The 22,516-nt window shown below is 67.4% G+C and carries 18 protein-coding genes and 1 other RNA gene; 13 read left to right on the forward strand and 6 right to left on the reverse strand.

Annotated features, from left to right (window positions below):
- Positions 1-142 precede the first annotated feature (142 nt).
- Together ACM0O9_RS13025 and ACM0O9_RS13030 are read left to right on the forward strand one after the other, a co-directional pair.
- On the forward strand, positions 143-3,640 hold the full coding sequence (locus ACM0O9_RS13025) for an autotransporter family protein (RefSeq protein ID WP_414603850.1): 3,498 nt from the start codon (positions 143-145) through the stop codon (positions 3,638-3,640).
- 162 nt (positions 3,641-3,802) lie between these two features.
- Positions 3,803-5,824, forward strand: a complete 2,022-nt coding sequence (locus tag ACM0O9_RS13030) for an acyltransferase family protein (RefSeq protein WP_414603849.1) — start codon at positions 3,803-3,805, stop codon at positions 5,822-5,824.
- A 110-nt stretch (positions 5,825-5,934) separates the two neighbouring features.
- Here the strand turns inward: ACM0O9_RS13030 and ACM0O9_RS13035 are convergent, their stop codons facing one another.
- The 4 genes from ACM0O9_RS13035 to ACM0O9_RS13050 all read right to left on the reverse strand — a co-directional run bounded on the left by ACM0O9_RS13035 (position 5,935) and on the right by ACM0O9_RS13050 (position 10,063).
- Positions 5,935-7,320, reverse strand: a complete 1,386-nt coding sequence (locus tag ACM0O9_RS13035; protein ID WP_414603848.1) for an FAD-binding oxidoreductase — start codon at positions 7,318-7,320, stop codon at positions 5,935-5,937.
- Positions 7,317-7,898 carry a metal-dependent hydrolase gene (locus tag ACM0O9_RS13040; protein ID WP_414603847.1) on the reverse strand — a complete coding sequence of 194 codons (582 nt, stop codon included), beginning with the start codon at positions 7,896-7,898 and terminating at the stop codon, positions 7,317-7,319. The genes ACM0O9_RS13035 and ACM0O9_RS13040 overlap by 4 nt, the downstream gene beginning before the upstream one ends.
- A gap of 85 nt (positions 7,899-7,983) precedes the next feature.
- Positions 7,984-8,352 carry a YraN family protein gene (locus ACM0O9_RS13045; RefSeq protein WP_170944933.1) on the reverse strand — a complete coding sequence of 123 codons (369 nt, stop codon included), beginning with the start codon at positions 8,350-8,352 and terminating at the stop codon, positions 7,984-7,986.
- Positions 8,342-10,063: a penicillin-binding protein activator gene (locus ACM0O9_RS13050; protein WP_414603846.1), complete on the reverse strand. Its 1,722-nt coding sequence runs from the start codon at positions 10,061-10,063 to the stop codon at positions 8,342-8,344. The genes ACM0O9_RS13045 and ACM0O9_RS13050 overlap by 11 nt, the downstream gene beginning before the upstream one ends.
- An 81-nt stretch (positions 10,064-10,144) precedes the next feature.
- Between ACM0O9_RS13050 and rsmI the strand changes: the two genes are divergently transcribed.
- From rsmI to rnpB, 4 genes are all read left to right on the forward strand, one after another.
- A complete protein-coding gene (gene rsmI / locus ACM0O9_RS13055; RefSeq protein WP_164229397.1) occupies positions 10,145-10,963 on the forward strand; it encodes a 16S rRNA (cytidine(1402)-2'-O)-methyltransferase in 819 nt (272 codons plus the stop codon).
- Between the two features lie 334 nt (positions 10,964-11,297).
- Positions 11,298-11,615, forward strand: coding sequence for a DUF6058 family natural product biosynthesis protein (locus tag ACM0O9_RS13060; RefSeq protein ID WP_065178762.1), 318 nt, complete (start codon positions 11,298-11,300; stop codon positions 11,613-11,615).
- Between the two features lie 118 nt (positions 11,616-11,733).
- Positions 11,734-12,543: a PDZ domain-containing protein gene (locus ACM0O9_RS13065; RefSeq protein ID WP_065178761.1), complete on the forward strand. Its 810-nt coding sequence runs from the start codon at positions 11,734-11,736 to the stop codon at positions 12,541-12,543.
- Between the two features lie 80 nt (positions 12,544-12,623).
- Positions 12,624-12,975, forward strand: an RNA gene (gene rnpB, locus ACM0O9_RS13070) — RNase P RNA component class A.
- An 88-nt stretch (positions 12,976-13,063) separates the two neighbouring features.
- On the opposite strand, the gene ACM0O9_RS13075 is transcribed toward rnpB, so the two are convergent.
- Entirely contained in the window at positions 13,064-13,543 is a 480-nt protein-coding gene (locus tag ACM0O9_RS13075) for a DM13 domain-containing protein (RefSeq protein WP_414603845.1), read from the reverse strand.
- A 357-nt stretch (positions 13,544-13,900) separates the two neighbouring features.
- Positions 13,901-14,689, reverse strand: coding sequence for an NRDE family protein (locus tag ACM0O9_RS13080; RefSeq protein ID WP_065178760.1), 789 nt, complete (start codon positions 14,687-14,689; stop codon positions 13,901-13,903).
- A 324-nt stretch (positions 14,690-15,013) separates the two neighbouring features.
- Here ACM0O9_RS13080 and mraZ point away from each other — a divergent pair, with 324 nt between their 5' ends.
- From mraZ to mraY, 7 genes are read left to right on the forward strand one after another with little or no spacing between them, the layout of a single operon-like run.
- Entirely contained in the window at positions 15,014-15,460 is a 447-nt protein-coding gene (mraZ, locus tag ACM0O9_RS13085; RefSeq protein ID WP_004143635.1) for a division/cell wall cluster transcriptional repressor MraZ, read from the forward strand.
- 14 nt (positions 15,461-15,474) lie between these two features.
- Positions 15,475-16,443: a 16S rRNA (cytosine(1402)-N(4))-methyltransferase RsmH gene (gene rsmH / locus ACM0O9_RS13090; RefSeq protein WP_012479154.1), complete on the forward strand. Its 969-nt coding sequence runs from the start codon at positions 15,475-15,477 to the stop codon at positions 16,441-16,443.
- Positions 16,440-16,703: a cell division protein FtsL gene (ftsL, locus tag ACM0O9_RS13095; protein ID WP_005415286.1), complete on the forward strand. Its 264-nt coding sequence runs from the start codon at positions 16,440-16,442 to the stop codon at positions 16,701-16,703. The genes rsmH and ftsL overlap by 4 nt, the downstream gene beginning before the upstream one ends.
- Positions 16,700-18,544: a peptidoglycan D,D-transpeptidase FtsI family protein gene (locus ACM0O9_RS13100; RefSeq protein ID WP_005415287.1), complete on the forward strand. Its 1,845-nt coding sequence runs from the start codon at positions 16,700-16,702 to the stop codon at positions 18,542-18,544. Before ftsL ends, ACM0O9_RS13100 begins: the two co-directional genes overlap by 4 nt.
- A complete protein-coding gene (locus tag ACM0O9_RS13105; RefSeq protein ID WP_065178759.1) occupies positions 18,541-20,049 on the forward strand; it encodes a UDP-N-acetylmuramoyl-L-alanyl-D-glutamate--2,6-diaminopimelate ligase in 1,509 nt (502 codons plus the stop codon). The genes ACM0O9_RS13100 and ACM0O9_RS13105 overlap by 4 nt, the downstream gene beginning before the upstream one ends.
- Entirely contained in the window at positions 20,046-21,440 is a 1,395-nt protein-coding gene (locus ACM0O9_RS13110; RefSeq protein WP_065186664.1) for a UDP-N-acetylmuramoyl-tripeptide--D-alanyl-D-alanine ligase, read from the forward strand. The genes ACM0O9_RS13105 and ACM0O9_RS13110 overlap by 4 nt, the downstream gene beginning before the upstream one ends.
- The gene (gene mraY / locus ACM0O9_RS13115) at positions 21,430-22,515 is read left to right on the forward strand and encodes a phospho-N-acetylmuramoyl-pentapeptide-transferase (RefSeq protein WP_005415291.1); all 1,086 of its coding nucleotides are present in this window, start codon (positions 21,430-21,432) and stop codon (positions 22,513-22,515) included. Before ACM0O9_RS13110 ends, mraY begins: the two co-directional genes overlap by 11 nt.
- The last annotated feature ends 1 nt before the right edge of the window (position 22,516 follow it).

Raw genomic sequence — 22,516 nt, forward strand, 5'->3', positions numbered from 1 at the left:
GCCAGCGTAGGCCCGCAATGCGGGCCGCGCAACGCCAGATGAACCCACCGTCCCCTGTACTGCCTGATTGCAACAAGTTGCATGGATGGCCTCTGCGACAGAAGGGACCATTTGCGACATTGCCTTTCTTCGGAGCGCCTTCATGTGTCGCAATCATCCTGTCGTCCCCTCTTTGGGGCTGCTTGCTGGCGTGCTCGCCGGCTTCTCGGCGCAAGCGCAACAGGTCATCGCCGACGGTGATGAGCAGAGGCCTGCAGCCGGTGACTATCGAGCCTACAGCAGTGACGCTGCGCCGGTATTCCACGCGCTCAACGGCGGTTCGATCATTCCCTCAGGATCGGTGAATCTCTACCAGTGGGGCGCCGACGTTCCAGCTGTCCGGGTCGAAGGCTCGGGAAGCCGCGTTGCGCTGGAAGGGGGCAGTATCTTCTCTGGGGGGAGTAGCGCGCCCGGCATCTCTGTTGGCACGGGAGGATACGCCCGTCTTTCTGGCGTGCATCTGGAAACCCGCTCTTCGAAGGCCGTGGCCGTGGCGGTCGATGGTGAAGGGAGCCGGGCCGTGATCGAGGGCGGCAGCATCCAGACCAACGGCAGGCGTGCGCATGGCATCTCGGTGGGTGCTGGCGCGGTCCTGCAGGCGTCCGGCACACGCATCACAGTGAGTGGTGAGAGCAGTAGCGGAGTTCTCGTCGAGGGAGGGGAGGTTGCTCTGGAGGATGTGCATATTCAAGGTTCTGACAAAGGGTCCACGGGCCCTGCTATCGACGTATCAGGCGGCCGGCTGCAGATGCGGGGAGGGACGATCCTGGCACGGCGTGGATACGCCTTGAATGCGACCGGAGGGACCACGACGCTGGACGGGGTGCTGGTGGAACTGCCGGCGGGCCCGAGAGAGGGCATCATGGTTGCCGGCACAGCGCACGTGATGCTCAGGGATGTACGAATTGTCGAGCAGCCCATGTCACCCAGAGATATCCATGCCATCCGGGTGCGGGAGAACGCCAAGGTGACGCTGGATCGTGTCGCGATCGATCTGAGCGACAAGGATGGCGGGTCCTATCCCAAAGGGCTGTCCCTGGCGGCCGGCGCAACCGCGACGGTCAATGACAGTCGCATAGTTGCCGGTGGTGGTGTAGCTATCGACAGCTACAACGGCACGCTGGTTGTTGCCGACAGCGAACTGAGCGGCGCCCTCGCTTTGGCCCTTGGCAGCAGTGCTGTTGCGATATCCGGAAGTCGATTGCGTAGCGATCTGTATCACGCCATTAACGTGATTGGTGACGGAAGCCGACTGAGCCTTCACGGCAGCGGTGTTTCCGCAATAGGCGATGCGTTGTCGATGACTGGAGCGGACAATCACGTGGACGTCGTGGGCAGTCGGCTTGAAGCCTCTGAGGGAGAAGACCGGTATTTCCGTGCCGGCCTGCGGCTTTCCGGCGAGCGAAGCACGGCCCATGTCGATGCCAGTGCGGTTGTGGGCGGCATCGGCGTGAGCCTGTCTGGAAACACCTCGCTGGATGCGCGCCATTCGGAACTGCAGTCCACGGCTGCGGGGGGCGCGGCACTGTGGCAGGAAGGTGGCGTGGCGAGGGTGCATGAAAGCGCGCTGCGCGCATCTGGCACCGGTGCGGCTGGCTTATGGGTCGATGGCAGGCATTCTGCCACGCCGCAGGCCGAGGTGATCGGATCCTGGGTTGAAACGACTGGTGACGATTCGCCTGCGGTGGTTGCACGCGATGGCGGCACAGCGCACTTGCGGGAAAGTGCCGTCGTCACGCGAGGTGCCCAGGCGCATGGCGTACTGGCAGCGGGTACGGGTGAAATCGTCCTGCATGACACCCACGTATTGACCGAAGGCGAGGGCTCATGGGCGGCAGTAATCAACGATGGCGGGCGCCTGCAGATCGATGGCGGATCGCTGGTAAGCCAGCAGTACGGCGGCGCCTGGATCCGTTCCACGCGTGATGCCGGACTGGCGCTGGGCAAGGGCGCGGTGCTGTACGGTGGCAACGGCATCGCCGTGCAGCTGGATGCGGCCGTGGCCGGTCGCTTCGACGTGGCCTTGGCGGAGGGCGCGCGGATGCAGGGCGACATCGTCATCAATCCCGACGATCTGGCGGCGGGCCGGGCGCCGCAGTCGGAGCTGCACGTGCACCTGTCGGAGGGCTCGCTGTGGGTGGGCCGCTCGGATCGGCTGCACGGCGTCTCGCTGGACAGTGGCAGCCAGTGGACGTTGACCGGCGATACTGCGGTCGAATCGCTGCAGGTCAACGGCAGTGGCCTTGCACTGTCCGACGGGCGCGGTTTCAACACGTTGACCGTGGCCGGTGATCTGGATACGACCGCTGCGACGTTCCTGTTCAACGGTGCATTGCAGGGGGACGATTCGGCCATCGACCGCCTGCACGTGCATGGCGACGCGCGGGGCGATGCGCAGGTAATGGTAAACAACGTCGGCGGCCTCGGTGCGCAAACGCTGGACGGGATCGAACTGATCCGGGTTGATGGCGCGTCGCTGGCCCACTACACGCTGGCCGGGCGTGCCGTGGCGGGTACGTATGAGTACTTCCTGCACAAGGGGGGCGTGGCCGGCGGCGAAGGCAACTGGTACCTGCGTTCCGAACTGCCGACGACGCCCGACCCGTGCCAGGTCGAAGCGTCGCTGCCGGGCTGTGCGCCGATTGACCCGATCGATCCGGTTGACCCCATCACTCTGCCTCGGCTGCTGCGCCCGGAAGCCGGTGCTTACTTGGCCAACCAAGCTGCCGCGGTGGGTATGTTTGGTCATCGACTCAACGATCGCCAGGGTGGCGCGGGTGCAGGTGATACACGCAACGCCTGGGCGCGGGTCGGGCATGGTCGGGCCGACTTCACCGCGGTGGGGGGCCAGCTGTCGGTAGACGGCAACACCTCGGTGCTGCAGATCGGCACTGACCTGGCTCGCCGAGGCAACGCTGCATTCGGCGTGATGTTAGGCACGGGGCGTGCTGACAGCAGCGCAGTGTCCGATCTGACTGGCTACAGTGCCAAGGGCCGGGTGCGTGGCAGCGCGGTGGGCGTGTACGGCACCTGGTTGCAGGAGGCCGATGGCACGCGAGGCGCGTATGTGGATGCGACCCTGCAGTACGGCCGATTCGACAACCGGGTGCAGGGCATCGGCCTGGCGCCGGAGCACTACGATTCGCGCATGGCCAGTGCGTCGCTGGAGACCGGCTACACCTTCAACGTGTGGCAGGGTGCCGCCAGCGCATTGTACGTGCAGCCGCAGCTGCAGCTGAGTCATGTCGACTTCCGCGCCGATCGCCACGTGGAGAGCAATGGCACGGTGATCGACCACGCCGACGCCGGTGGCCTGAGCGGGCGCCTGGGCGTGCGCGTGTTTGGCCATGGCACTGCCGCCGGCAACACGGTGCAGCCGTACCTGGGCGTGAACTGGTTGCGTGGCAGCGGCAGCAGCACGTTGCAGTTCAACGGTGAGACGCTGGGCGCGGACCTGCCACGCAACCGCTACGAGATGCAGGCCGGTGCCGAGCTGAAGCTGGGCCAGCGCTGGGGTGCGTGGGGCGGCGTGAGCGTGCAGCGCGGCGAAGGCGGCTATCGCAACGTGGGTGGCCAGGTGGGCTTGCGCATGGCCTGGTAAGCGGGCGTGTCGGGGTCGGCGCACGGACCTCTGTAGAGCCGAGCCCACGCTCGGCTCACCGCGATCTGAACGAAGAGCAGCCGAGCATGGCTCGGCTCTACAACCGCGTCGAGCGGGGGCGGGACCTGAACGATGTCCATGTCTGTCGCGATCGTCCATTGAATGACTACGCAAACGGTGGCGATGCTGCCGGATCGCTCGCTGCCGGTCACCCGCATGTCTGCTCCCGAACGTTCCCACAACGCTGCCATTGACGGCCTGCGTGCATTGGCGGTGCTGGCCGTCATCCTGTTTCACACCAACGCAGCCTGGTTACCGGGTGGCTTCACCGGTGTGGATCTGTTCTTCGTGGTGTCCGGCTTCGTGATCAGCCAGTCGTTGGCTTCGCGCGCCCATGCGTCGCTGGGCGCGATGCTGCTCGATTTCTACCGGCGCCGCGTGCTGCGCCTGTTGCCGGCGCTGCTGGTGATGCTGGTGACCACTTTCATACTGTCTGCGCTGTTCATTCCCCGCGCGTGGCGCAATGAGCAGTTCGACCAGACCGGCTTGGCCGCGCTGGTCGGCTTCAGCAACATCGTGCTGGCTGGTCAGCAGGACGACTACTTCTCACCCGGCGCAGAACTGAACCCTTTCCTGCACACGTGGACGCTGGGCGTGGAGGAACAGTTCTACCTGGTCTTCCCGCTGCTGTTCTTCGTGTGGCTGCGCGGGCGTGAGCGCTGGCCGTGGTTGCGCTGGTTGTTGCCGGTGCTCACCCTGCTGTCGCTGGCGTGGGCAGGCTGGCAGGCGCAGACGGCACCGGCGGCAGCGTTCTACCTGCTGCCGGCGCGATTCTGGGAGCTGGCTGCGGGCGCGCTGCTGTACCAGTGGATGCGCACGCGCACGCCGGGCCAGAACGGTGATGCGGTTGCAGTGGTCGGTCTGGCACTGCTGGGTGCGGGCGTGGTGATCGCACCGCAGCTGGCGATGCCGGTTCCCGGCGTGCTGGCCACCGTGGCCGGTACCCTGCTGCTGTTGGCAAGCGTGTCGATGCCGGGGACATCACACATCGCCCGCGCGCTGGGCTGCGCACCGCTCGCCTACCTGGGGCGCCTGTCCTATTCGCTGTACCTGTGGCATTGGCCGCTGCTGGTGCTGCTGCGCTGGACCTACGGCCTGCACGGCGCCGCGCTGTGGCTGTATCCGGTACTGCTGCTGGCGCTATCGGCTGTGTCGTATCACTTCATCGAGCGTCCGCTGCGCAGTGCGTTGCCGCTGCTGCGCCTGGCACCGGCCAAGGTGCTGGCGATGGCGTTGCCGCTGGTGGCGCTGTGTGGCGCGGGTGCCTGGGCCACGGTGGAGTACCATGAGCAGGTCTCGCTGAGCGTGACCCGCGACGGCTATGCATGGCAGGCGCGTCGCTACCCCGCGTGGCGCCCATTGGAGCCGGTGAGTGCGCCGGCGCTTGAAGGGCGGCGCCTGTTCGTGTCCGGCGATTCGCACGCGGCGGCGTATCGCACCATGACCAGCATGGTCGCGCGCCAGACCGGCATGGAGGTGCGCCAGCAGGATCGCGGCGGCTGCAGCTTCGTCAACCTGCTGCGGGCCAGCCCGTCCGACTGCCAGGGCTTCATTGAGGACGCGTTGTCGACCATCGAGCGCGAGGCACGCCCCGGTGACATCGTGCTGCTGGCGGCCTTGCGCATGCCGGAGCTGCGTGGATTCGACTGGCAGCGTCAGGATGCGCAGGAAATCTATCGTCAACTGCTCGCCGAGCGCACCCCGACCGATGCGCAGGCCGCGCGTGATGAGGCTGATCATGTTCTTGGACGCCTGCAGAAGCTGGGCGTGCAAGTGGTTTTGGATGCACCGCTGCCGTTGTTCAAGGCCGGTGCGTACCGCTGTTCGGACTGGTTCAACCGCCGCAACCCGGCGTGTGCCGGTGGCCTGAGCATGCCGCGCGATGATCTGGAGAGGCTGCGTGCGCCGCAGATGGCGTTGCTGGCCGAGCTGGCAGCGCGCTATCCATCGCTCACGGTGTGGGATCCGCTGCCGCTGCTGTGCGGGCCAACGACCTGTTCGGCGGTGGAAGACGGGGAGCCGCTGTTCTTCGACAACGACCACCTGAGTGGGCATGGCAACCGCGTGCTGTTGCCCAGTTTCCGGCAGACCCTGATCGATATTGCAGGCGACACGCCGGTGTAGAACCGAGCTCACGCTCGGCTTGCCACGCGGTGCGGGCTTCATCGCGATCTGGTCGAAGCGCAGCCGAGCATGGGCTCGGCTCTACAGGAGTGCGAAGGAGTGCGCGCGGTCTATGCCGGCGGCAGTACCTTGCCCGGGTTGAGAATGCCGTCCGGGTCCAGCGCGGCTTTGATCGCGCGCATCGTCGCCAGCGTAGCCGGTGTAAACGCCTGCGCCATGAAATCGCGCTTGGCCAGGCCGATGCCGTGTTCGCCCGACAACGTGCCGCCCAGTGCCAGTGTCAGCTCGAAGATCTTCGGCAGCGCGGCATGCGCGCGCGCGTTTTCGTCGGCATCCTCCGGGTGATAGAGGATGTTGACGTGCAGGTTGCCGTTGCCGGCGTGGCCGAAGGTGACGATGGTGAGCGCGTAGTCACGTGCCAGGGCCTGCACGCCGGCCACCAGTTCCGGAATGCGCGACACCGGAACCACCACGTCTTCATTGATCTTGCCCGGCGCGACGCTGCGCAGCGCAGGCGACAGCGCCTTGCGCGCCGCCCACAGCTGATCGCGTGCACGGCCTTCCATCGCCACGTCCAGCTCGATCATGCCGTCGCCTTCGGCGGCGCTGGCCAATGCCTGCAACAGATAGGGTAGCGTGTCGTGGTCACCATCGGCCTCGACCAGCAGCATCGCGCCTGCCTCCGGCACATCGGCACCATTCAACCGCAGCAGCTCCAGGCTGCGCGCGTCCATGAATTCCAGGCGGGTGGGTACCACCGGCTGCGACATCAACCGCGATACGGCGGCCGCAGCAGCATCGGCGTCGCGGTACAGCACGCGCAGCCCGGCCTGGCTGACCGGCAACGGGGTGAGCTTCAACGTGGCTTCCACGATCAGTGCCAGCGTGCCTTCGCTGCCCACCAGTAGATGGGTGAGGTCGTAGCCGGTGGCGTCTTTGGTGTAGGCGCCACCGCAACGGATCACGTCGCCGGTTCCGGTCACCGCCACCAGGCCCAGCACGTTGTCGCGGCTGGTGCCGTACTTCACCGCGCGCGGGCCGCCCGCATTGCAGGCCAGGTTGCCGCCGATGCTGCAGATTTCGGCGCTGGACGGGTCCGGCGCCCAGAACAGGCCGTGCGACGCCAGCGCCTGCTGCAGCGTGCCGTTCAACACGCCCGGCTGCACGACCGCGCAGCGATCACCGGCGCGGATCTCGACGATGCGGTCCATGCGGGTGAACGAGAGTACGATGCTGCCCGGCTGCGGGACCGCGGCACCGGTGGTACCGGTGCCGGCACCGCGCGCGACCAGCGCCACGCCATGCGCGCGGCATGCACGCACCAGCGCCTGCACCTGCTCGATGTCCGCCGGAAACGCCACTGCGGCCGGCCGCTGATGGCGCCATGAGTTGTCCTGCGCATTCGCCTCCAGCGCGCCGTCATCCATGCGCCAGCCCTCCGTGCCCAGCAGGGTGGACAGTTCGGCAACCAGGGCAGCAGGCAGGGCAGGACTCATGACGGATCTCGTAAGGCAGCAGGAGCGGGTTGGATCAGTTTCCAGGCGACAACGGCGCCGGCCAGTGGCAGCCACACCCAACGCAGTTCGGAGAGCAGGGTAGCCACGCCGCGTGCGCTGAAGAACTGTGGCGCGAGCGGTGACACGCGGATGGGGCGCCATGGCGCGAAGAAGCGGTGTTCGCTCCACGGCCAGGCCAGCGCAACGCCCAGGCCACCGGAGGTCATCGCATCCAGCAGCGGATGGCTGGCGGCGCAGACGAAGACAAATACCGCCGCTTGCACGGTAGATGCCAACCTTGGTTGGCACACATCCGCCGACCAAGGTCGGCGACTGCCCAAGAACGCCAACGCCGCGGCCAATGCTGCCAGCACGCCGGCGAACAGCAGTGAGTGGCTGGCGCCGCGATGGCCGAAGGCATCGGCATAGGGAATGTGCAGGGCAAAGGCCAGTACATCGGCATCGGGCAGCATGGCGGCGATCACGCCGGCGGCCAGCAGGCGCGGCGGGATGCGGCCACGATCCGCGGCGCACCACAGCGCCAGCGGCACAGCGGCATGGGTGATGATCGAAGGCATCAGTCACGCACCGTGGTCGTGCCGGCCGAGGGCCGGCTGCAGGTCCGACGGGTAGTGCCGGCCGCTGGCCGGCAAAGAGTAGCCATCAGCAGTCATCCAATCGGAACGCATCCCGCAGCCAGTGCAGCTGCGGCGGTTCGCCGGTGGCTTCCACCACATCGAAGCGGCAGGGTGCATTGGCCAGCGCCGGGTTGTCCTGCAGGTACAGTTGCGCGGCATGGGCCAGGCGCCGGCACTTGCGCGCATCCACCGAGGCCGCGCCGCCACCGAAATCGGATCGCGCGCGGTAACGCACTTCCACGAACACCACGGTGCCGGCATCGTCCATCACCAGGTCCAGTTCACCGCCGCGATAGCGCACATTGCGCGCACGCGGCTGCAGTCCGGCCTGTTGCAGATGCTGCTCGGCGGCGGCTTCCACCGCCGAGCCCCGTTGGCTGCGTTCAGCGACCACCGACGATCGGCATCGGCCGGCCGCCATTGAAGGTCGACCAGGCCGGCTGGCGCAGGATGTTGCCGTTGCTGTCCAGGAACAGGGTGCCGGTGGCACCGTCCAGGCCGCCTTCGTTGGACAGCTTGTCCAGGTAGGCGGTGATCTTCCAGGCGTCGGCACCGAAGGCGAACAGGCGGCCGGCCGCACCGCGTGCGCTCGGCAGGGTGCTGGCCACCTGGCTGGCCGACGGCAGGCCGGACACGCTGCGCACGTTCCAGGCTTCGTTCGGGTAGACAATGCCGTCCAGCGCCACGTCTTCTTCCACCTTGCCGCTGCCAACGGTCAGCTGCGAGGTGCCAACGCGGGTCGCGCCGCCTGCACCGGCCAGCGCCAGCTGCGGCGCCAGCAGGCGCGCCTGCGGCGCACGCACGGCGAGGAACACGGCATCGACCTGGCCGGCGTTGCGCACCTGCGCGCCGACATCGCCGACGGCATCGGTGACGCCGATCGTGGCCACCACCTGGCCACCGCGCTGCGCGAAGCGCTGGGCGAAGGCGGCGGCGGCACGGCGGCCGGTGTCGTCGGCGCTGTTGATCACCAGCGCCTTGCCGCGCTCGCGGCCACGCAGGTACTCGGCGGCGACGATGCCATCGTCTTCCGGTGCCAGCGAGAAGCCGGCACTGCCAGCCGGCGGTGCGTCCTTGCCGCGGTTCAAGGCCAGCACCGGCACCTGCAGCTGCTGGCGGCCGTACACCGCGTCCACTTCGTCGCGGCCCAGCGGGCCGACCACGAAGTCGGCACCGGAGGCGACGGCCTTGTCATAGGCGGCCAGGGCACCGGCCGGGGTGCCGGCGGTGTCGAAGAAGTTGATGTCCGGGCGGCGCCGGCTTTCACCGTAGTAGGCGCTCAACAGGCCATCGCGCACCGGCTGTGCGGCAGTGGCCAGGCGGCCGCTGAGCGGCAGCAGCACGGCCAGCTTGGCCGGCGGGCGGTAACCGTCGCTCATCGCCGGCGGGCGCTTGCTGGTGTCGAACTGGGCCGCGCCATCGCGGTCGAACGGGCGCGGCAGCGGCAGGCCGCGCGCGATCAGTGCACGGCCGGCGAAGTTGTAGAGCGGGTCGTTGGCCGGCAGGGCGGCGGCACGGCTGCGCAGGGTGGCGTCGTCGAGGGTGCCGAGCAGGCCGGCAATGGCGGCCTGGTTCTCGCTGCGCGCGCTGCCGGTCAGGCTGGAATGGGCGCGGGCCCGTTCGGTGGCGGCACCGAAGGCATCGCCGGTGCCCTGCAGGGCACTGGCACGGGCCAGGTACCAGCGTGTGCGCAGGGCCGGCAGCACGTTGTCGCCGTGGACCTTCAGCAGGGCCAGCGCCTGCGCCGGCTGCTTGTCGGCCAGGGCCAGCTCGGCACTGGTCAGCTGGTAGCGCTGCAGGCTGGCGCCGGACAGCTGGCGTGCGGTGAGCTGGCCGAGCAGGCTGCGCGCGCGGGCACTGTCGCCGGCGAGGTGCCAGGCCCAGGCCGCATCGGCCAGTGCGTTGCTGCGGGCGCCGCCGCGCAGGGTGGAGGCCAGGCCTTCCAGCTGCAGCGCGGCATCGCGCGGCTTGCCCTGTTCGATCAGCGCCAGCGCCTGGCTCTGGGCCGGCGACTCGGGCGTGCTGGTCAGGCTGGTGGTGGCACAACCGGCCAGCAGCATCAGCGACAACGACAGGGCGGAGATCCGTGCGGCGGGCTTGTTCATGATCGGGTCCATGCGATGGGGGCAGCGGCCTTGGCCGGGTACACGCTACGATTCTACCCTTGCCCCGTGAGTACCGCTGAAATGAGTGTGCCAACCCTGTACGTCGTCGCCACGCCGATCGGCAACCTGGCCGATCTGAGCCCGCGCGCGCAGGAGGTGCTGCGTTCGGTGGCGGCCATCTGTGCCGAGGACACCCGCCGCAGCGGCCAGCTGCTGTCCCATTTCGGCATCCAGCAACCGCTGGTGGCCCTGCACGAACACAATGAAGAGGCCCTGGCGCAACGCCTGGTTTCGCGATTGCAGGCCGGCGAGTCGCTGGCGCTGGTCAGCGATGCCGGTACCCCGCTGGTCAGTGACCCCGGTTTCCGCCTGGTGCGTGCCGCGCGCGCGGCGGGCATCAAGGTCAGCCCGGTGCCCGGCGCCTGCGCCGCCATTGCCGCGCTGAGCGTGGCCGGCCTGCCCAGCGATCGATTCAGCTTCGAAGGTTTCCTGCCGGCCAAGGCCAGCGGTCGCCGCGACCGCCTGCAGGCGCTGGCCGGCGAAGTGCGCACGATGGTGTTCTACGAATCCTCGCACCGCATCGCCGAATCGCTGGCCGACATGGAGGCGATCTTCGGCGGCGAGCGCCCGGCGGTGCTGGCCCGCGAGCTGACCAAGCTGTTCGAGACCGTGCTTGATGGTGACCTGGCGGGCTTGTTGGCCAAGGTCGAAGCCGACGACAACCAGCGCAAGGGCGAGTTCGTGGTGATGGTGCAGGGCGCCGGCGACGACGAGGAAGCGCAGCTGGCGCATGGTCGCCGCGTCTACGCGAAGCTGAGCGAGCACCTGCCGCCGTCGACCGCCGCCAAGCTGGCCGCGGAACTGACCGGTGCGCCGCGCAAGGCGCTGTACGGCAGTTGATCGCTCGCTCCGGGCCATGCCCGGGCAGCGCGCGGCGCGAAATGCAAAACGGTTCGGATCCGCCGGAGGGTCGCCGATCTCTGGCGCGTGAATGTGCTCACGTGCGCAGCTGAGGGGCGAATCAGGGGCTAGGGAATGTCGTGATGAGCATCAATGACCGACCCACTGATGATCGTACGAACCCAGCAGCCTTTGGCAGTACGGGACGTCCTGCAGAGCGACATTGAGATCAGTCGAGCCCGCGCGGATACTCCCGATGCGGAAGGGTGTCCGTAGTGTGACCCCATTTCCGAGGCCTCTGACGCGTGAGGACCGGTGCTCGGGATGTCTTCAAATGCCTGTCCTGGGCGAAGACGCTCCGGCACACGCCTCTTCATTCCCCACTTGGGAGCAATTGTTCGAGATGGCATTGACAGCCTACCTTCAGGCTCATTTCCTGCCAAAGGATGTGTTCGCCGCATTCTGTAATGTGTCAGAAGAAAGGCTAAGTCGCCTGATTGCAGTGGGCGCGGTGCCGGAGCCCACCTGCACCTGCGAGGAAGGCACCATCTATGCGCGTGCGTCGATGCCGTTCTCGCCGGCCGAGTATGACCGTAGCAGTAGAAAGCGGTTGGTCGACGATCTTCGCCGGGAGCTGGGCGAAAAGTCCTGAGAAGCGTGCAGGCTGCATGGGTCATTCACAGCCTGGGACGCTGGAATGCGAATGAGCGGCGGAATTCTGGGGGGGGAAGAAATGAAGCTCTCAAATTTACTTGAGGGAGGGAAGACAGATGCTGGAAAAGGGACTGTTCCTGCTGTTCGCTCTGGCCGACGTGCCAGCTCCTGCAGCTGAAGCGCCGCCACCTGCAGCCATTACCGAAGCCGATCTGGGCCCGGACTATGTCGGCTACCTGCTGTTCGATCCGGGGTTGGTCGAGTTCAATCGGCTGCAGTCGGTTCGCGATTACGGCAATTACCTGACCTACCGCGCGGCACGTGACGCGTTGGAGAGCTACGAGGCATGTCTGCAGGTGGGGGCCGACAACCACGCACAGATCGAGGCGGCCTACCAGCAGTTGGTGAACAGCCAGCAGCGGTACGTCAGCGCGGCGCAATGGCGCGACCTGCGGCAGGCCCTGCGTGCGAGGCGCGAGCCGGTGCCCGAGCGCGCGTCGTGGCAATGCGCCGCATTCGTGGACAACGCGCCCTATTTCGATGCGGGGTTGGACGATGCACTGCTGGGCGCCACCGAATTGGCGCGCGAGCAGGCCGGGGAAGGGGATTCGCGTAGCGACGCGCTGCGCCCGGTCCTCGGCGTTCAGATGGGGGGCGCGACCGTGATCGAATCCGAGCCTGACGAGGGTCCGGCCCATCGCGCCGGCCTGCGCAAGGGGGATGAGGTGCTGGCCGTGGCGGGTACCCGAGTGAAGACCGTCTTCGGTGTCGGCCAAGCATTGAAAGCCTACGCGCCGGGCGATCGCGTGGACGTGCGCGTTCGCCGCATTGAATGGGACGGTTCGCAACCGCAGGTGCGGGAATTGATCGTAGGTGTGGTGCTGGAGTCGCGGGCGGTGGTGATGGCGAGGGCGAAGGGTCGCTAGAGCCACGCCACGCGTGGATGAACCGGCCGCCGCGATCGGCACGGCAGGAAGGGCGTGCGTACGCTAGAATACGCGCTGGCGGAGCCGGCCAGACAGTCGCGTCATCCCTTCGGGGGTGCCGAGGAAAGTCCGGGCTCCATAGGGCAAGGTGCCAGGTAACGCCTGGGCGGCGCAAGCCGACGGAAAGTGCAACAGAAAGATACCGCCTACGTCTTCTTCGGAAGGCCGGTAAGGGTGAAATGGTGCGGTAAGAGCGCACCGCGAGTCTGGCAACAGACCGGCACGGCAAACCCCACCTGGAGCAAGACCAAATAGGGATCCTTTGGCGCGGCCCGCGTTGGATCCGGGTAGGTTGCTTGAGCGTTGCGGTGACGTAACGCCTAGAGGAATGACTGTCCACGACAGAACCCGGCTTATCGGCCGGCTCCGCCTCTTTTTCCGGTAAGCCGAGCACGGCTCGGCTCTACAGTACAGCCGAGGCATGCTCGGCTGCTTTCCGTCCAGACGCTCGGGATGTTGTTCAGCCCGGCGTGCGGTACTGCCCGGCGGAAATGAACTGCGAGAAGCGCTCGCACCACACCACCACCGTGGTGTAGTCGTCCACGTCCACGTTCGCGGGCACATCCACCAGGAAGCGGTTGAAGGTCTTCACCTCGCCGATGCGTTGGGCCTGTGCCTTGATCTTCAGGAAGTCGGCCTTGTTGTCGACGAAATCGCGGACCAGATAGACCTTGTAATCCGGGCCCGGTCCCATCTTCCCGTCGAAGGCGACCTGGGTGGCGCTGACGCTGACCTTGCCTTCGGCCCAGTGCACCGCATCGCTGCCTTTGAGGTCGCGGCGGAAGGTGGTGCGGTAGGTGGCGTCTTTCATTGCGGCCTGTACCTGGGCGACCGGCGGGTCATCGGGGGCGATCAGGATCGGCAGCAGATAGACGCCCAGGCCGAAGCCAAGGCCGAGGGTGAGCAGGTGGGTGGCAAGCAGAATGAGGATGCGGCGCATGGGGCCTCCTTGGGGTTGCGGTCGATTTGCGCGGCGCGGTGCCGGGCGCGACCACCCTGGGAGGTCGAGGGCGACATTTATAGACACAGTGCCGATTGCGAAAAGGGCACAGTCGGGTGGCGGCGATACTGAAACCCCTGGGGTGCGGACGGATCGTGGTCGCGGCTGGAAGCTGAATGACGTTTCAGGCCCGCTGCGATGGCGACGGCCGTCACGTGGATCGCGACAGCAAGCTGCGGGTAGTGCCCTCCGCTGGCCGGCAGCTTCATGGCGAATCCGAGCATCCAAAGGTTGCCGGCCAGCGGCCGGCACTACCCCGCTGGCAAGAGAATCCGCCCAGTGGCCGGGACGGCCTGGTCAGAAAATGACGTGGCTTTGTCCGCTCGGTGCACCCTGCGGGCCGAAACGGCGTTCGTGGATCTCGCCGTGGCCGTCGGCGTCGATCAGCAGTACGGTGCTGGCGCGGGTGCCGTAGTCGTCGCCGCGGATGAAGGCCGGGCTCAACCAGCGCTCGCGTTCCAGGCCAATGCCGGTGTCGGGCAGGTCGCTGTCGGCAGGGCGGTGTTCGTTGGCCAGCGCATTCCAGAGCGGGGTCAGGTTCGGGGTCAGATCCCTTTCGCGCTGCGAAAGGGATCTGACCCCATCTTCCTCAAGCCACGCCGAGAGCGCAGCCATCAACCTGCGGGTCTTCGGCCAGGGCGCGTCCAGCGCGCCGTTGGACATGCCGTGGACCCCCGGGCCAAGCGTCTGCCGTTCGGCGGGATGGTTGCCCAGGTACTCCAGGCTGTCGCCATCGGCCAGCAACAGATTGAATGGGGCGTAGGCACCCGCCACGGTTGCCAGCCGCTCGATATGCACGGCGGCCGGGTCGCGGCCGCGCAGGAAGTCGGCCACCAGCGCGCCCCGCGACGGTCCGGTCTGGGCCGCCAGCGGGTCGCGGACGTTGGTGACCACCGCCATCCGGCCCGAGGCGCCGACCCCGGCCCAGCCACCGCCGGAGCGCAGGTCGCGTCCCCCGATGACGGAGGTCTCATCCTGCCAGGGGGCCAGCGCCGCGGTGGGGCGGGCGTGGAACTCATCACGGTTGCCGGTCATTACCAGCCGCCAGCGCGGGTGGTGCATCCAGCCAAGAGCGAGCAGGCACATGGCCTCATTGTGCACCGTTTGCGCATTACGGCGCCGTTTCCGGCCAGGCCGGGATGAATGCGCGGTCGATGTTTCACGCCCCGTCCACGCCCCTGAACTTCCGTTCAATCTCAAAAATTGAGACGGATCAGCAACTTGTGGATAAGCCTTGAACAATTCTCTAAAGGTTGTTGCAAGCCATTGATGCGGCTGGCGATTTCCCTGCTGAAAAGTTGTTGACAACCCTCGGCCCGCTGCTAAGGTGGGCATCAGAGGGAAATCCGGGTGTTTTGTGGGTTTTCGTGGTTCAATGTTTCACCGGGCGAAGGACAAGGTGCAGGCGTCGTGTTCCAGGGCGAGACGGCCATCACAGTTGACGACAAGGGGCGCATGGCGGTTCCCACCGCTTACCGCGACCTCGTCGCGCGCGCCAGTAACAACCGTCTCGTGCTGACCTACAACCCGTTCGAAGCCGGCTGCCTGTGGCTGTACGCAGAGTCGGAATGGGAACGGGTCCGCGACGATGTGATGTCCAAGCCCAACACCCAGCGCGTCGTGCGCCTGTTGCAGCAGAAGCTGGTCGGCTCGGCCGCCCATCTGGAACTGGACGGCAACGGTCGCATCAGCATCCCCGCCAGCCACCGCGGTGCGGTGGGCATTGAGAAGAAGGCGGTATTGCTCGGCATGGGCGACAAGTTCGAATTGTGGAGCGAGCAGGCGCATCGGGCCCTGATCCAGCAGACGTTGTCTGACGAGGATCTGGGTGATGGGTTGCTCGACCTGAAGTTGTGAGCCGGGGTGCCCGGATGCGCCCAGAAGCGCAGACCGGTCACCTTCCGGTGTCGCAGTCGCCGGCGGTGCACCTGCCGGTCCTGTACACCCAGGTCCTTGAAGGCCTGAGGGTGATCGAAAACGGACGTTATCTGGATGGCACGTTCGGTCGTGGCGGTCATGCACGTGGCGTGCTTACCCAGCTCGGTCCCGAGGGGCGCCTGCTGGTCATGGACAAGGATCCGGAAGCCATCGCCGTTGCCGAGCGCGATTTCGCGCCGGATCCGCGCGTGTCCATCTTCCGTGGCAGCTTCGCCCAGCTGCTGCAGTGGGATGCCACGGCCGAAGGCCTGGACGGCGTGCTGTTCGACCTGGGCGTGTCGTCGCCGCAGCTGGATGTGGCCGAACGTGGCTTCAGCTTCGGCAAGGACGGCCCGCTGGACATGCGCATGGACCCGGACAGCGGTGAAAGCGCCGCGCAGTGGATCAACCGCGTGGAAGAGCGCGAGATCGCCGATGTGCTGTGGACCTACGGCGAAGAGCGCCAGAGCCGGCGCATCGCCCGCGCCATCGTGGCCCGCCGCGAGAAGCAGCCGTTCTCCCGCACCGCCGAACTGGCCGAGCTGATCGCCTCGGTGATGCCGCGTGGCAAGGACAAGATCCATCCCGCCACGCGCAGCTTCCAGGCCATCCGCATCCACATCAACCGCGAGCTGGCAGACCTGGAAGCGGGGCTCGATGCGGCGGTGGAACGGCTCAAGCCCGGTGGCCGTCTGGCGGTGATCAGCTTCCATTCGCTGGAAGACCGCATCGTCAAGCAGTACATGAACCGCCTGGCCAAGGCGCCACCGGCCAACCGCCGCCTGCCCGAGGCCGTTGCGTTCGTGCCGACGCTGGACCTGATCGGTGGGGCCATCAAGGCCACCGACGAAGAGCTGGCCGCCAACCCGCGCGCCCGCAGCGCGGTGCTGCGCGTGGCCCAGAAGCGGGAGGCCGACGCATGAGCCGGTTGCTGCTGATCATCCTGTTGGCCTGCACCGTGGCCTCGGCGATCGGCGTCGTGTTCGTGCGTCACCGTCATCGGCAGACGTTCATCGAGCTGTCGCGCGCCGAGCGCAAGCGCGATGACATCAACCTGGAATTCGGCCGCCTGCAGCTGGAGCAGGCCACGTTGGCCGAAGCCAACCGTGTCGATCGCATCGCCCGCGAAAAGCTCGGCATGAAGTTCCCCGAGGCCGCCGACATCGTGGTGGTGCGCCCATGAGCAAGGCCGGTCGCAACCGTCCACGCAATGCCTTCAACCTGCGCCAGCGCCTGCGCTGGGTCGCGCTGGCGCTCGGCCTGTGCTCGGTGTCGCTGGTCGGCCGCGCGGCCTACGTGCAGATCATCAACAGCGACTTCTACCAGCGCCAGGGCGAGGCCCGCTATCTGCGCGAGCTGCCGATCAAGACTTCGCGCGGCATGATCACCGACCGCAACGGCGAGCCGCTGGCGGTGTCCACGCCGGTTGCCTCGATCTGGGTCAACCCGCAGGACCTGCTGCGTTCGCCCGAGCGCATCCCCGAGCTGGCCCAGGCGGTCGGCATGTCGGTGGATGAGCTGAGCAGCCGCCTGTCGCAGAAGTCGGACAAGGAATTCATGTATCTGCGTCGCCGGATCAATCCGGACGAGGCAGAGAAGGTGGTCGCGCTGAAGATTCCGGGCGTGGCGGCTCAGCGCGAGTTCCGCCGCTTCTACCCGCAGGGTGAGGCGATGGCGCACGTGCTGGGCTTCACCAACATCGATGATCGCGGCCAGGAAGGCCTGGAACTGGCCTTCGACGAATGGCTGCGCGGCAAGCCCGGTGCGAAGCGGGTGATCCGCAACCGCAAGGGGGAAACCGTCGAAAGCGATCTGCTGCGTGCCGCTGAGCCGGGCAAGGACCTGACCCTCAGCATCGACCGCCGCATCCAGTACCTGGCGTTCAAGGAACTGCGCAACGCGCTGGTGGCCAACAAGGCGGCCGGCGGCTCGATGGTGATCATGGACGTGACCACCGGCGAGATCCTGGCCATGGTCAACCTGCCGACCTACAACCCGAATTCGTTGACCGGCGCGATCCCTGATACGCGCCGCAACCGTGCGGTGACCGACCTGGTCGAGCCGGGTTCGACGATGAAGCCGCTGACCATCGCCACCGCGCTGCAGGCCGGTGCGGTGACCAAGGACACCATCATCGACACCAACCCGGGCTACATGACGCTGGGTCGCTTCACCATCCGCGACGTGCCACGCAACAACGGCGTGCTGAACGTGACCGGCGTGATCACCCGCAGTTCGAACGTGGGTGCAGCCAAGGTTGCGGCGAAGATGCCGGACCAGACCTTCTATGACGGCGTGCGCCGCTTCGGCTATGGCTCGGCGCCGCACAGCGGTTTCCCCGGTGAATCGGCTGGTGTGGTGATGCGTCCGGCGCGCTGGTCGGGGACCACCAAGACCACCATGTCCTACGGCTACGGCCTGTCGGTCACGCCACTGCAGATTGCCACCGCCTACTCGGCGCTGGCCAACGGCGGGCGCCTGATCGCGCCGACCTTCGTCAAGGGCCAGCGCAACGAAGGCCAGCAGATCATCGACGAGAACGTCGCCAGGCAGGTGGTGGCGATGATGGAAACGGTGGTCACCCAGGGCGGCGCCAAGCAGGCGGCGGTGCTGGGCTACCGCGTGGCCGGCAAGACCGGCACTGCACGCAAGGCTGGCCCGGGCGGTTACGAGCGCGGGCATTACAACGCGCTGTTCGCCGGCGTGGTGCCGGCCACCAACCCGCGCTTCGCCACCGTCATCGTCATCAACGATCCGCAGGCCGGCAAGTTCTACGGCGGCCTGGTGTCGGCGCCGGTCTATCACAACGTGATGGAAGGCACCCTGCGCCTGATGGACGTGCCGCTGGATGACCTGCAGTCGTGGCTGGCCGCACAGCAGTCGGGCAAGGTCGGCCATTCGGCCTCGATCCTGCCCGCACCGCCGGCCGAGACCGCGCTGCCGGTCGATGCCGCCGCTGAATTCGATGCTGCGCTGCCGAGCGCGCAAGCCCAGACGCCGCCCGTTACGGGAGGCACGCAATGAGTCCTTCGATGTTGCTTTCGCAGTTGCTTCCGGACGTGGCCCTGGCGGGCCATGATCCCGTTCTGACCGGCCTGGTGCTGGACAGCCGCGCCGTGCGCCCCGGCAATGCCTTCGTCGCGATCGCCGGCTTCGGCGCGCATGGGCTGGGCTTTGTCGAGCAGGCCCGTGCGGCCGGTGCCAGCGTCATCCTGTTCGAGCCACCGGCACCGGCCGAGCTGCCGGCGCCGGCCGATGCGATCGCCGTGCCGGGCCTGCGGGCGCGCATGGGGGCGATGGCCGACCAGTTCCATGGCGCGCCGTCGCGGGCGATGGCGATGGTTGGCGTGACCGGTACCAACGGCAAGACCTCCACCGTGCAGCTGCTGGCCCAGGCCTGGCACCTGCTCGGAACGCCCAGTGGCAGTATCGGCACGTTGGGCGCCGGACTTTATGGTGCGGTCGAGCCGACCGGTTTCACCACGCCGCTGGTGCTGCAGATGCATGCGCTGCTGGCACAGCTGCGCGACGCCGGTGCGCGCGCGGTGGCGATGGAAGTCAGCTCGCACGCGCTGGACCAGGGCCGCGTGGATGCCGTGCACTACGACGTGGCGGTGTTCACCAACCTCACCCGCGATCATCTGGACTACCACGGTGACATGGCCAGCTACGGCGCGGCCAAGGCGCGGCTGTTCCATCGCCCGGGCCTGAAGGCGGCGGTGGTCAACCTGGACGACGCCTTCGGTCGCCAGCTGTTCGCTGGCCTGCCTGCTGGCGTGCAACCGATCGGCCTGAGCTCGCGCGCTGCCGCTGACGCCAGCGTGCGCGCCGAGGCGCTGCAACTGGATGGACGCGGCATTGCCTTCGAGCTGGTCATCGACGGCCAGCGTGCTGCGGTGCAGTCGCCGCTGCTGGGCCGCTTCAACGTGGACAACCTGCTGGCCGTGGCCGGTACTCTGCATGCGCAGGGCCAGCCGCTGCCGCGCATCGCCGAAGTGCTGTCGGCGCTGCAGCCGATCCGTGGCCGCATGAACCGCCTGGGTGGTGAAGACGGTCTGCCGACAGTGGTGGTCGATTACGCCCATACCCCGGACGCGCTGGAGCAGGCGCTGGACAGCCTGCACGGCCATCTGCAGGGCACGCTGTTCTGCGTGTTCGGTTGCGGTGGCGAGCGCGATACCGGCAAGCGTCCGCAGATGGCGGCGATTGCCGAGCGCCTGGCCAACCAGGTCATCGTCACCGACGACAACCCGCGCGGCGAGGATGGCGACGTGATCGTGGCCGACATCCTGGCCGGCTTCCAGCACGCCGATGCCGTGACCGTGCAGCGCAACCGCGCGCGTGCGATCGGCCTGGCGGTGAAGCGTGCCGGTGCCGGCGACATCATCCTGATTGCCGGCAAGGGCCATGAGCCGTACCAGGAAGTGAATGGCGTGCGCCATGACTTCGACGACACCGAAGTGGCTGCGGCTGCACTGGCGGCCAAGGCCGGTGTTCTGCAGGCAAAGGCCGGGGAGGGCGCCGCATGAAGCGCACTCTGCTTTCGCTGATCGCACACTGGGCCGGCGGCGAGATCCATGGCGACGACGTGGCCATCGATGCAGTCAGCAATGACACCCGTAGCCTGGGCCCGGGCAGCCTGTATGTGGCGCTGCGCGGCGAGCGTTTCGACGGCCATGACTTCGCTGCCGACGCGCAGGCGCGCGGTGCCAGTGCGCTGCTGGTCGAGCGGCTGCTGCCGATCGAGCTGCCGCAGGTACTGGTGGCCGACAGCGAGCTGGCACTGGCGAAGATCGCCACCGGCATGCAGCGTGACCGTGGCACCGAGGTGTTCGCGATCACCGGCAGCAATGGCAAGACCAGCGTGAAGAGCCTGCTGCTGTCGATCCTGCAGCAGGTGGCCCAGCACGCGCACAAGGTGGTCTACGCCAACCCGGGTAACCGCAACAACGAGATCGGCCTGCCGCTGGCGGTGATCGACGCGCCGGAAGATGCCGACTACGCCGTCTACGAGATGGGCGCTGGCAAGCCTGGCGATATCGCCTACCTGACCGACATCGCCCGCCCGCGCTATGCGCTGGTCAACAACATCGCCCCCGCCCACCTGGAGCGGATGGGCAGCCTGCTCGGGGTGGCGGTGACCAAGGGCGCGATCTATGCCGCGCTGCCGGCCGATGGCGTGGCGGTGATCAACGCCGACGATGCCTACGGCCGCTGGTTCGAGCAGCACTTCGTCGGTCGCCCGCAGCGTTGCCGCGTGCTGCGCTATGGGCTGGAACACTCGGCGGACGTGACCGCGCGCGACATCCGCGCCGGTGCACAGGGCAGCCAGTTCACCCTGGTCGCCCCGACCGGCGAAGCCCGCGTGGTGCTGGGCCTGCCGGGTCGCCACAACGTCAGCAATGCGCTGGCCGCCGCCAGCCTGGCGCTGGCGGCCGGTGTCGATCTGGCGCTGATTGCGGCCGGTCTGGCCGAGGCGCAGCCGGTACCGGGCCGCCAGATTGCCCATCAGCTGCGCAACGGCGCGGTGCTGGTGGACGACAGCTACAACGCCAATCCCGGCTCGCTGGCTGCGGCCATCGATGCCCTGGCCGCTGCCCCGGAAGAGGGCTGGCTGGTGCTGGGTGACATGCGCGAGCTGGGCCCGGACGCCGAGGCGCTGCATGCGCAGGCCGGCATCCGCGCACGCGCCGCCGGCCTGAAGCGCCTGTACGCGCTGGGCCCGCTCAGTGCCGCCGCCGCCACCGCCTTCGGCGACGGCGGCCGTCGTTTCGCCACCCACGACGCGCTGTCGCAGGCGCTGAAGGACGGGCTGCACGCCGGCGTGCGCTGCCTGGTCAAGGGTTCCCGTGGCAGCGCCATGGACACGATTGTCAAAGCGCTGCTGGCGCAAGGAGAGGAATCCCCGCATGTTGTATGAACTGGCTCGATGGTTGCAGCAGTTGGAGAGCCTGTTCGGGCTGTTCAACTACCAGACGTTCCGCGCCATCCTTGCCGCGCTGACGGCCCTGTTCCTGTCGCTGTGGCTTGGCCCGGCGATGATCCGCAAGCTCGCCCAGTTCAAGGGCGGCCAGCCGATCCGCCAGGACGGCCCGCAGACCCATTTCTCCAAGGCCGGCACGCCGACCATGGGCGGTTCGCTGATCCTGCTCACCATCACCCTGTCGGTGCTGATGTGGGCCGACCTGCGCAACCGCTACGTGTGGCTGGTGCTGGCGGTGATGCTGTGCTTCGGCGCCATCGGCTGGTATGACGACTGGATCAAGATCGTCCGCCGTGACCCGAACGGCCTGAAGTCGCGCTGGAAGTACCTGCTGCAGTCGATCTTCGGCCTGGCCGCGGGCCTGTTCCTGTTCTACACGGCCGACGTGCCGGCAGCGCTGACCTTCTACATCCCGATGTTCAAGTCGGTCGCGCTGCCGCTGGCCGGCATCGGCTTCGTGGCCATCGCCTACTTCTGGATCGTCGGCTTCTCCAACGCGGTGAACCTGACCGACGGCCTGGACGGCCTGGCAATCATGCCGACCGTGCTGGTGGCCTGCGCGCTGGGCGTGTTCGCCTATGCCTCGGGCAACGTGGTGTTCGCCAACTACCTGCAGATCCCGCAGATCCCGGGCGCCGGCGAGCTGGTCATCATCTGCGCGGCCATCGCCGGAGCCGGCCTGGGCTTCCTGTGGTTCAACACCTATCCGGCCATGGTCTTCATGGGCGACATCGGCGCGCTGGCGCTGGGTGCGGTGCTGGGCACCATCGCGGTGATCACCCGCCAGGAACTGGTGCTGGTGATCATGGGCGGCGTGTTCGTCATCGAAACCCTGTCGGTGATGATCCAGGTCGCCTCGTTCAAGCTGACCGGCAAGCGCGTGTTCCGCATGGCGCCGATCCACCACCATTTCGAACTGAAGGGCTGGCCGGAGCCGCGCGTGATCGTGCGCTTCTGGATCATCTCCGTCGTGCTCGTGCTGATCGGCCTGGCCACGTTGAAGGTGCGCTGAG

The organism is Stenotrophomonas sp. FR012 (assembly GCF_047520565.2).
GTDB lineage: Bacteria > Pseudomonadota > Gammaproteobacteria > Xanthomonadales > Xanthomonadaceae > Stenotrophomonas > Stenotrophomonas sepilia.

Bases quoted from the DNA above. Each gene is read 5' to 3' on its own strand.
- ACM0O9_RS13025 (WP_414603850.1), top strand. From the start codon at position 143: ATGTGTCGCAATCATCCTGTCGTCCCCTCTTTGGGGCTGCTTGCTGGC.
- ACM0O9_RS13030 (WP_414603849.1), top strand. From the start codon at position 3,803: ATGACTACGCAAACGGTGGCGATGCTGCCGGATCGCTCGCTGCCGGTC.
- ACM0O9_RS13035 (WP_414603848.1), bottom strand. From the start codon at position 7,320: ATGAGTCCTGCCCTGCCTGCTGCCCTGGTTGCCGAACTGTCCACCCTG.
- ACM0O9_RS13040 (WP_414603847.1), bottom strand. From the start codon at position 7,898: ATGCCTTCGATCATCACCCATGCCGCTGTGCCGCTGGCGCTGTGGTGC.
- ACM0O9_RS13050 (WP_414603846.1), bottom strand. From the start codon at position 10,063: ATGAACAAGCCCGCCGCACGGATCTCCGCCCTGTCGTTGTCGCTGATG.
- rsmI (WP_164229397.1), top strand. From the start codon at position 10,145: ATGAGTGTGCCAACCCTGTACGTCGTCGCCACGCCGATCGGCAACCTG.
- ACM0O9_RS13060 (WP_065178762.1), top strand. From the start codon at position 11,298: ATGCCTGTCCTGGGCGAAGACGCTCCGGCACACGCCTCTTCATTCCCC.
- ACM0O9_RS13065 (WP_065178761.1), top strand. From the start codon at position 11,734: ATGCTGGAAAAGGGACTGTTCCTGCTGTTCGCTCTGGCCGACGTGCCA.
- ACM0O9_RS13075 (WP_414603845.1), bottom strand. From the start codon at position 13,543: ATGCGCCGCATCCTCATTCTGCTTGCCACCCACCTGCTCACCCTCGGC.
- ACM0O9_RS13080 (WP_065178760.1), bottom strand. From the start codon at position 14,689: ATGTGCCTGCTCGCTCTTGGCTGGATGCACCACCCGCGCTGGCGGCTG.
- rsmH (WP_012479154.1), top strand. From the start codon at position 15,475: ATGCGCCCAGAAGCGCAGACCGGTCACCTTCCGGTGTCGCAGTCGCCG.
- ftsL (WP_005415286.1), top strand. From the start codon at position 16,440: ATGAGCCGGTTGCTGCTGATCATCCTGTTGGCCTGCACCGTGGCCTCG.
- ACM0O9_RS13100 (WP_005415287.1), top strand. From the start codon at position 16,700: ATGAGCAAGGCCGGTCGCAACCGTCCACGCAATGCCTTCAACCTGCGC.
- ACM0O9_RS13105 (WP_065178759.1), top strand. From the start codon at position 18,541: ATGAGTCCTTCGATGTTGCTTTCGCAGTTGCTTCCGGACGTGGCCCTG.
- ACM0O9_RS13110 (WP_065186664.1), top strand. From the start codon at position 20,046: ATGAAGCGCACTCTGCTTTCGCTGATCGCACACTGGGCCGGCGGCGAG.
- mraY (WP_005415291.1), top strand. From the start codon at position 21,430: ATGTTGTATGAACTGGCTCGATGGTTGCAGCAGTTGGAGAGCCTGTTC.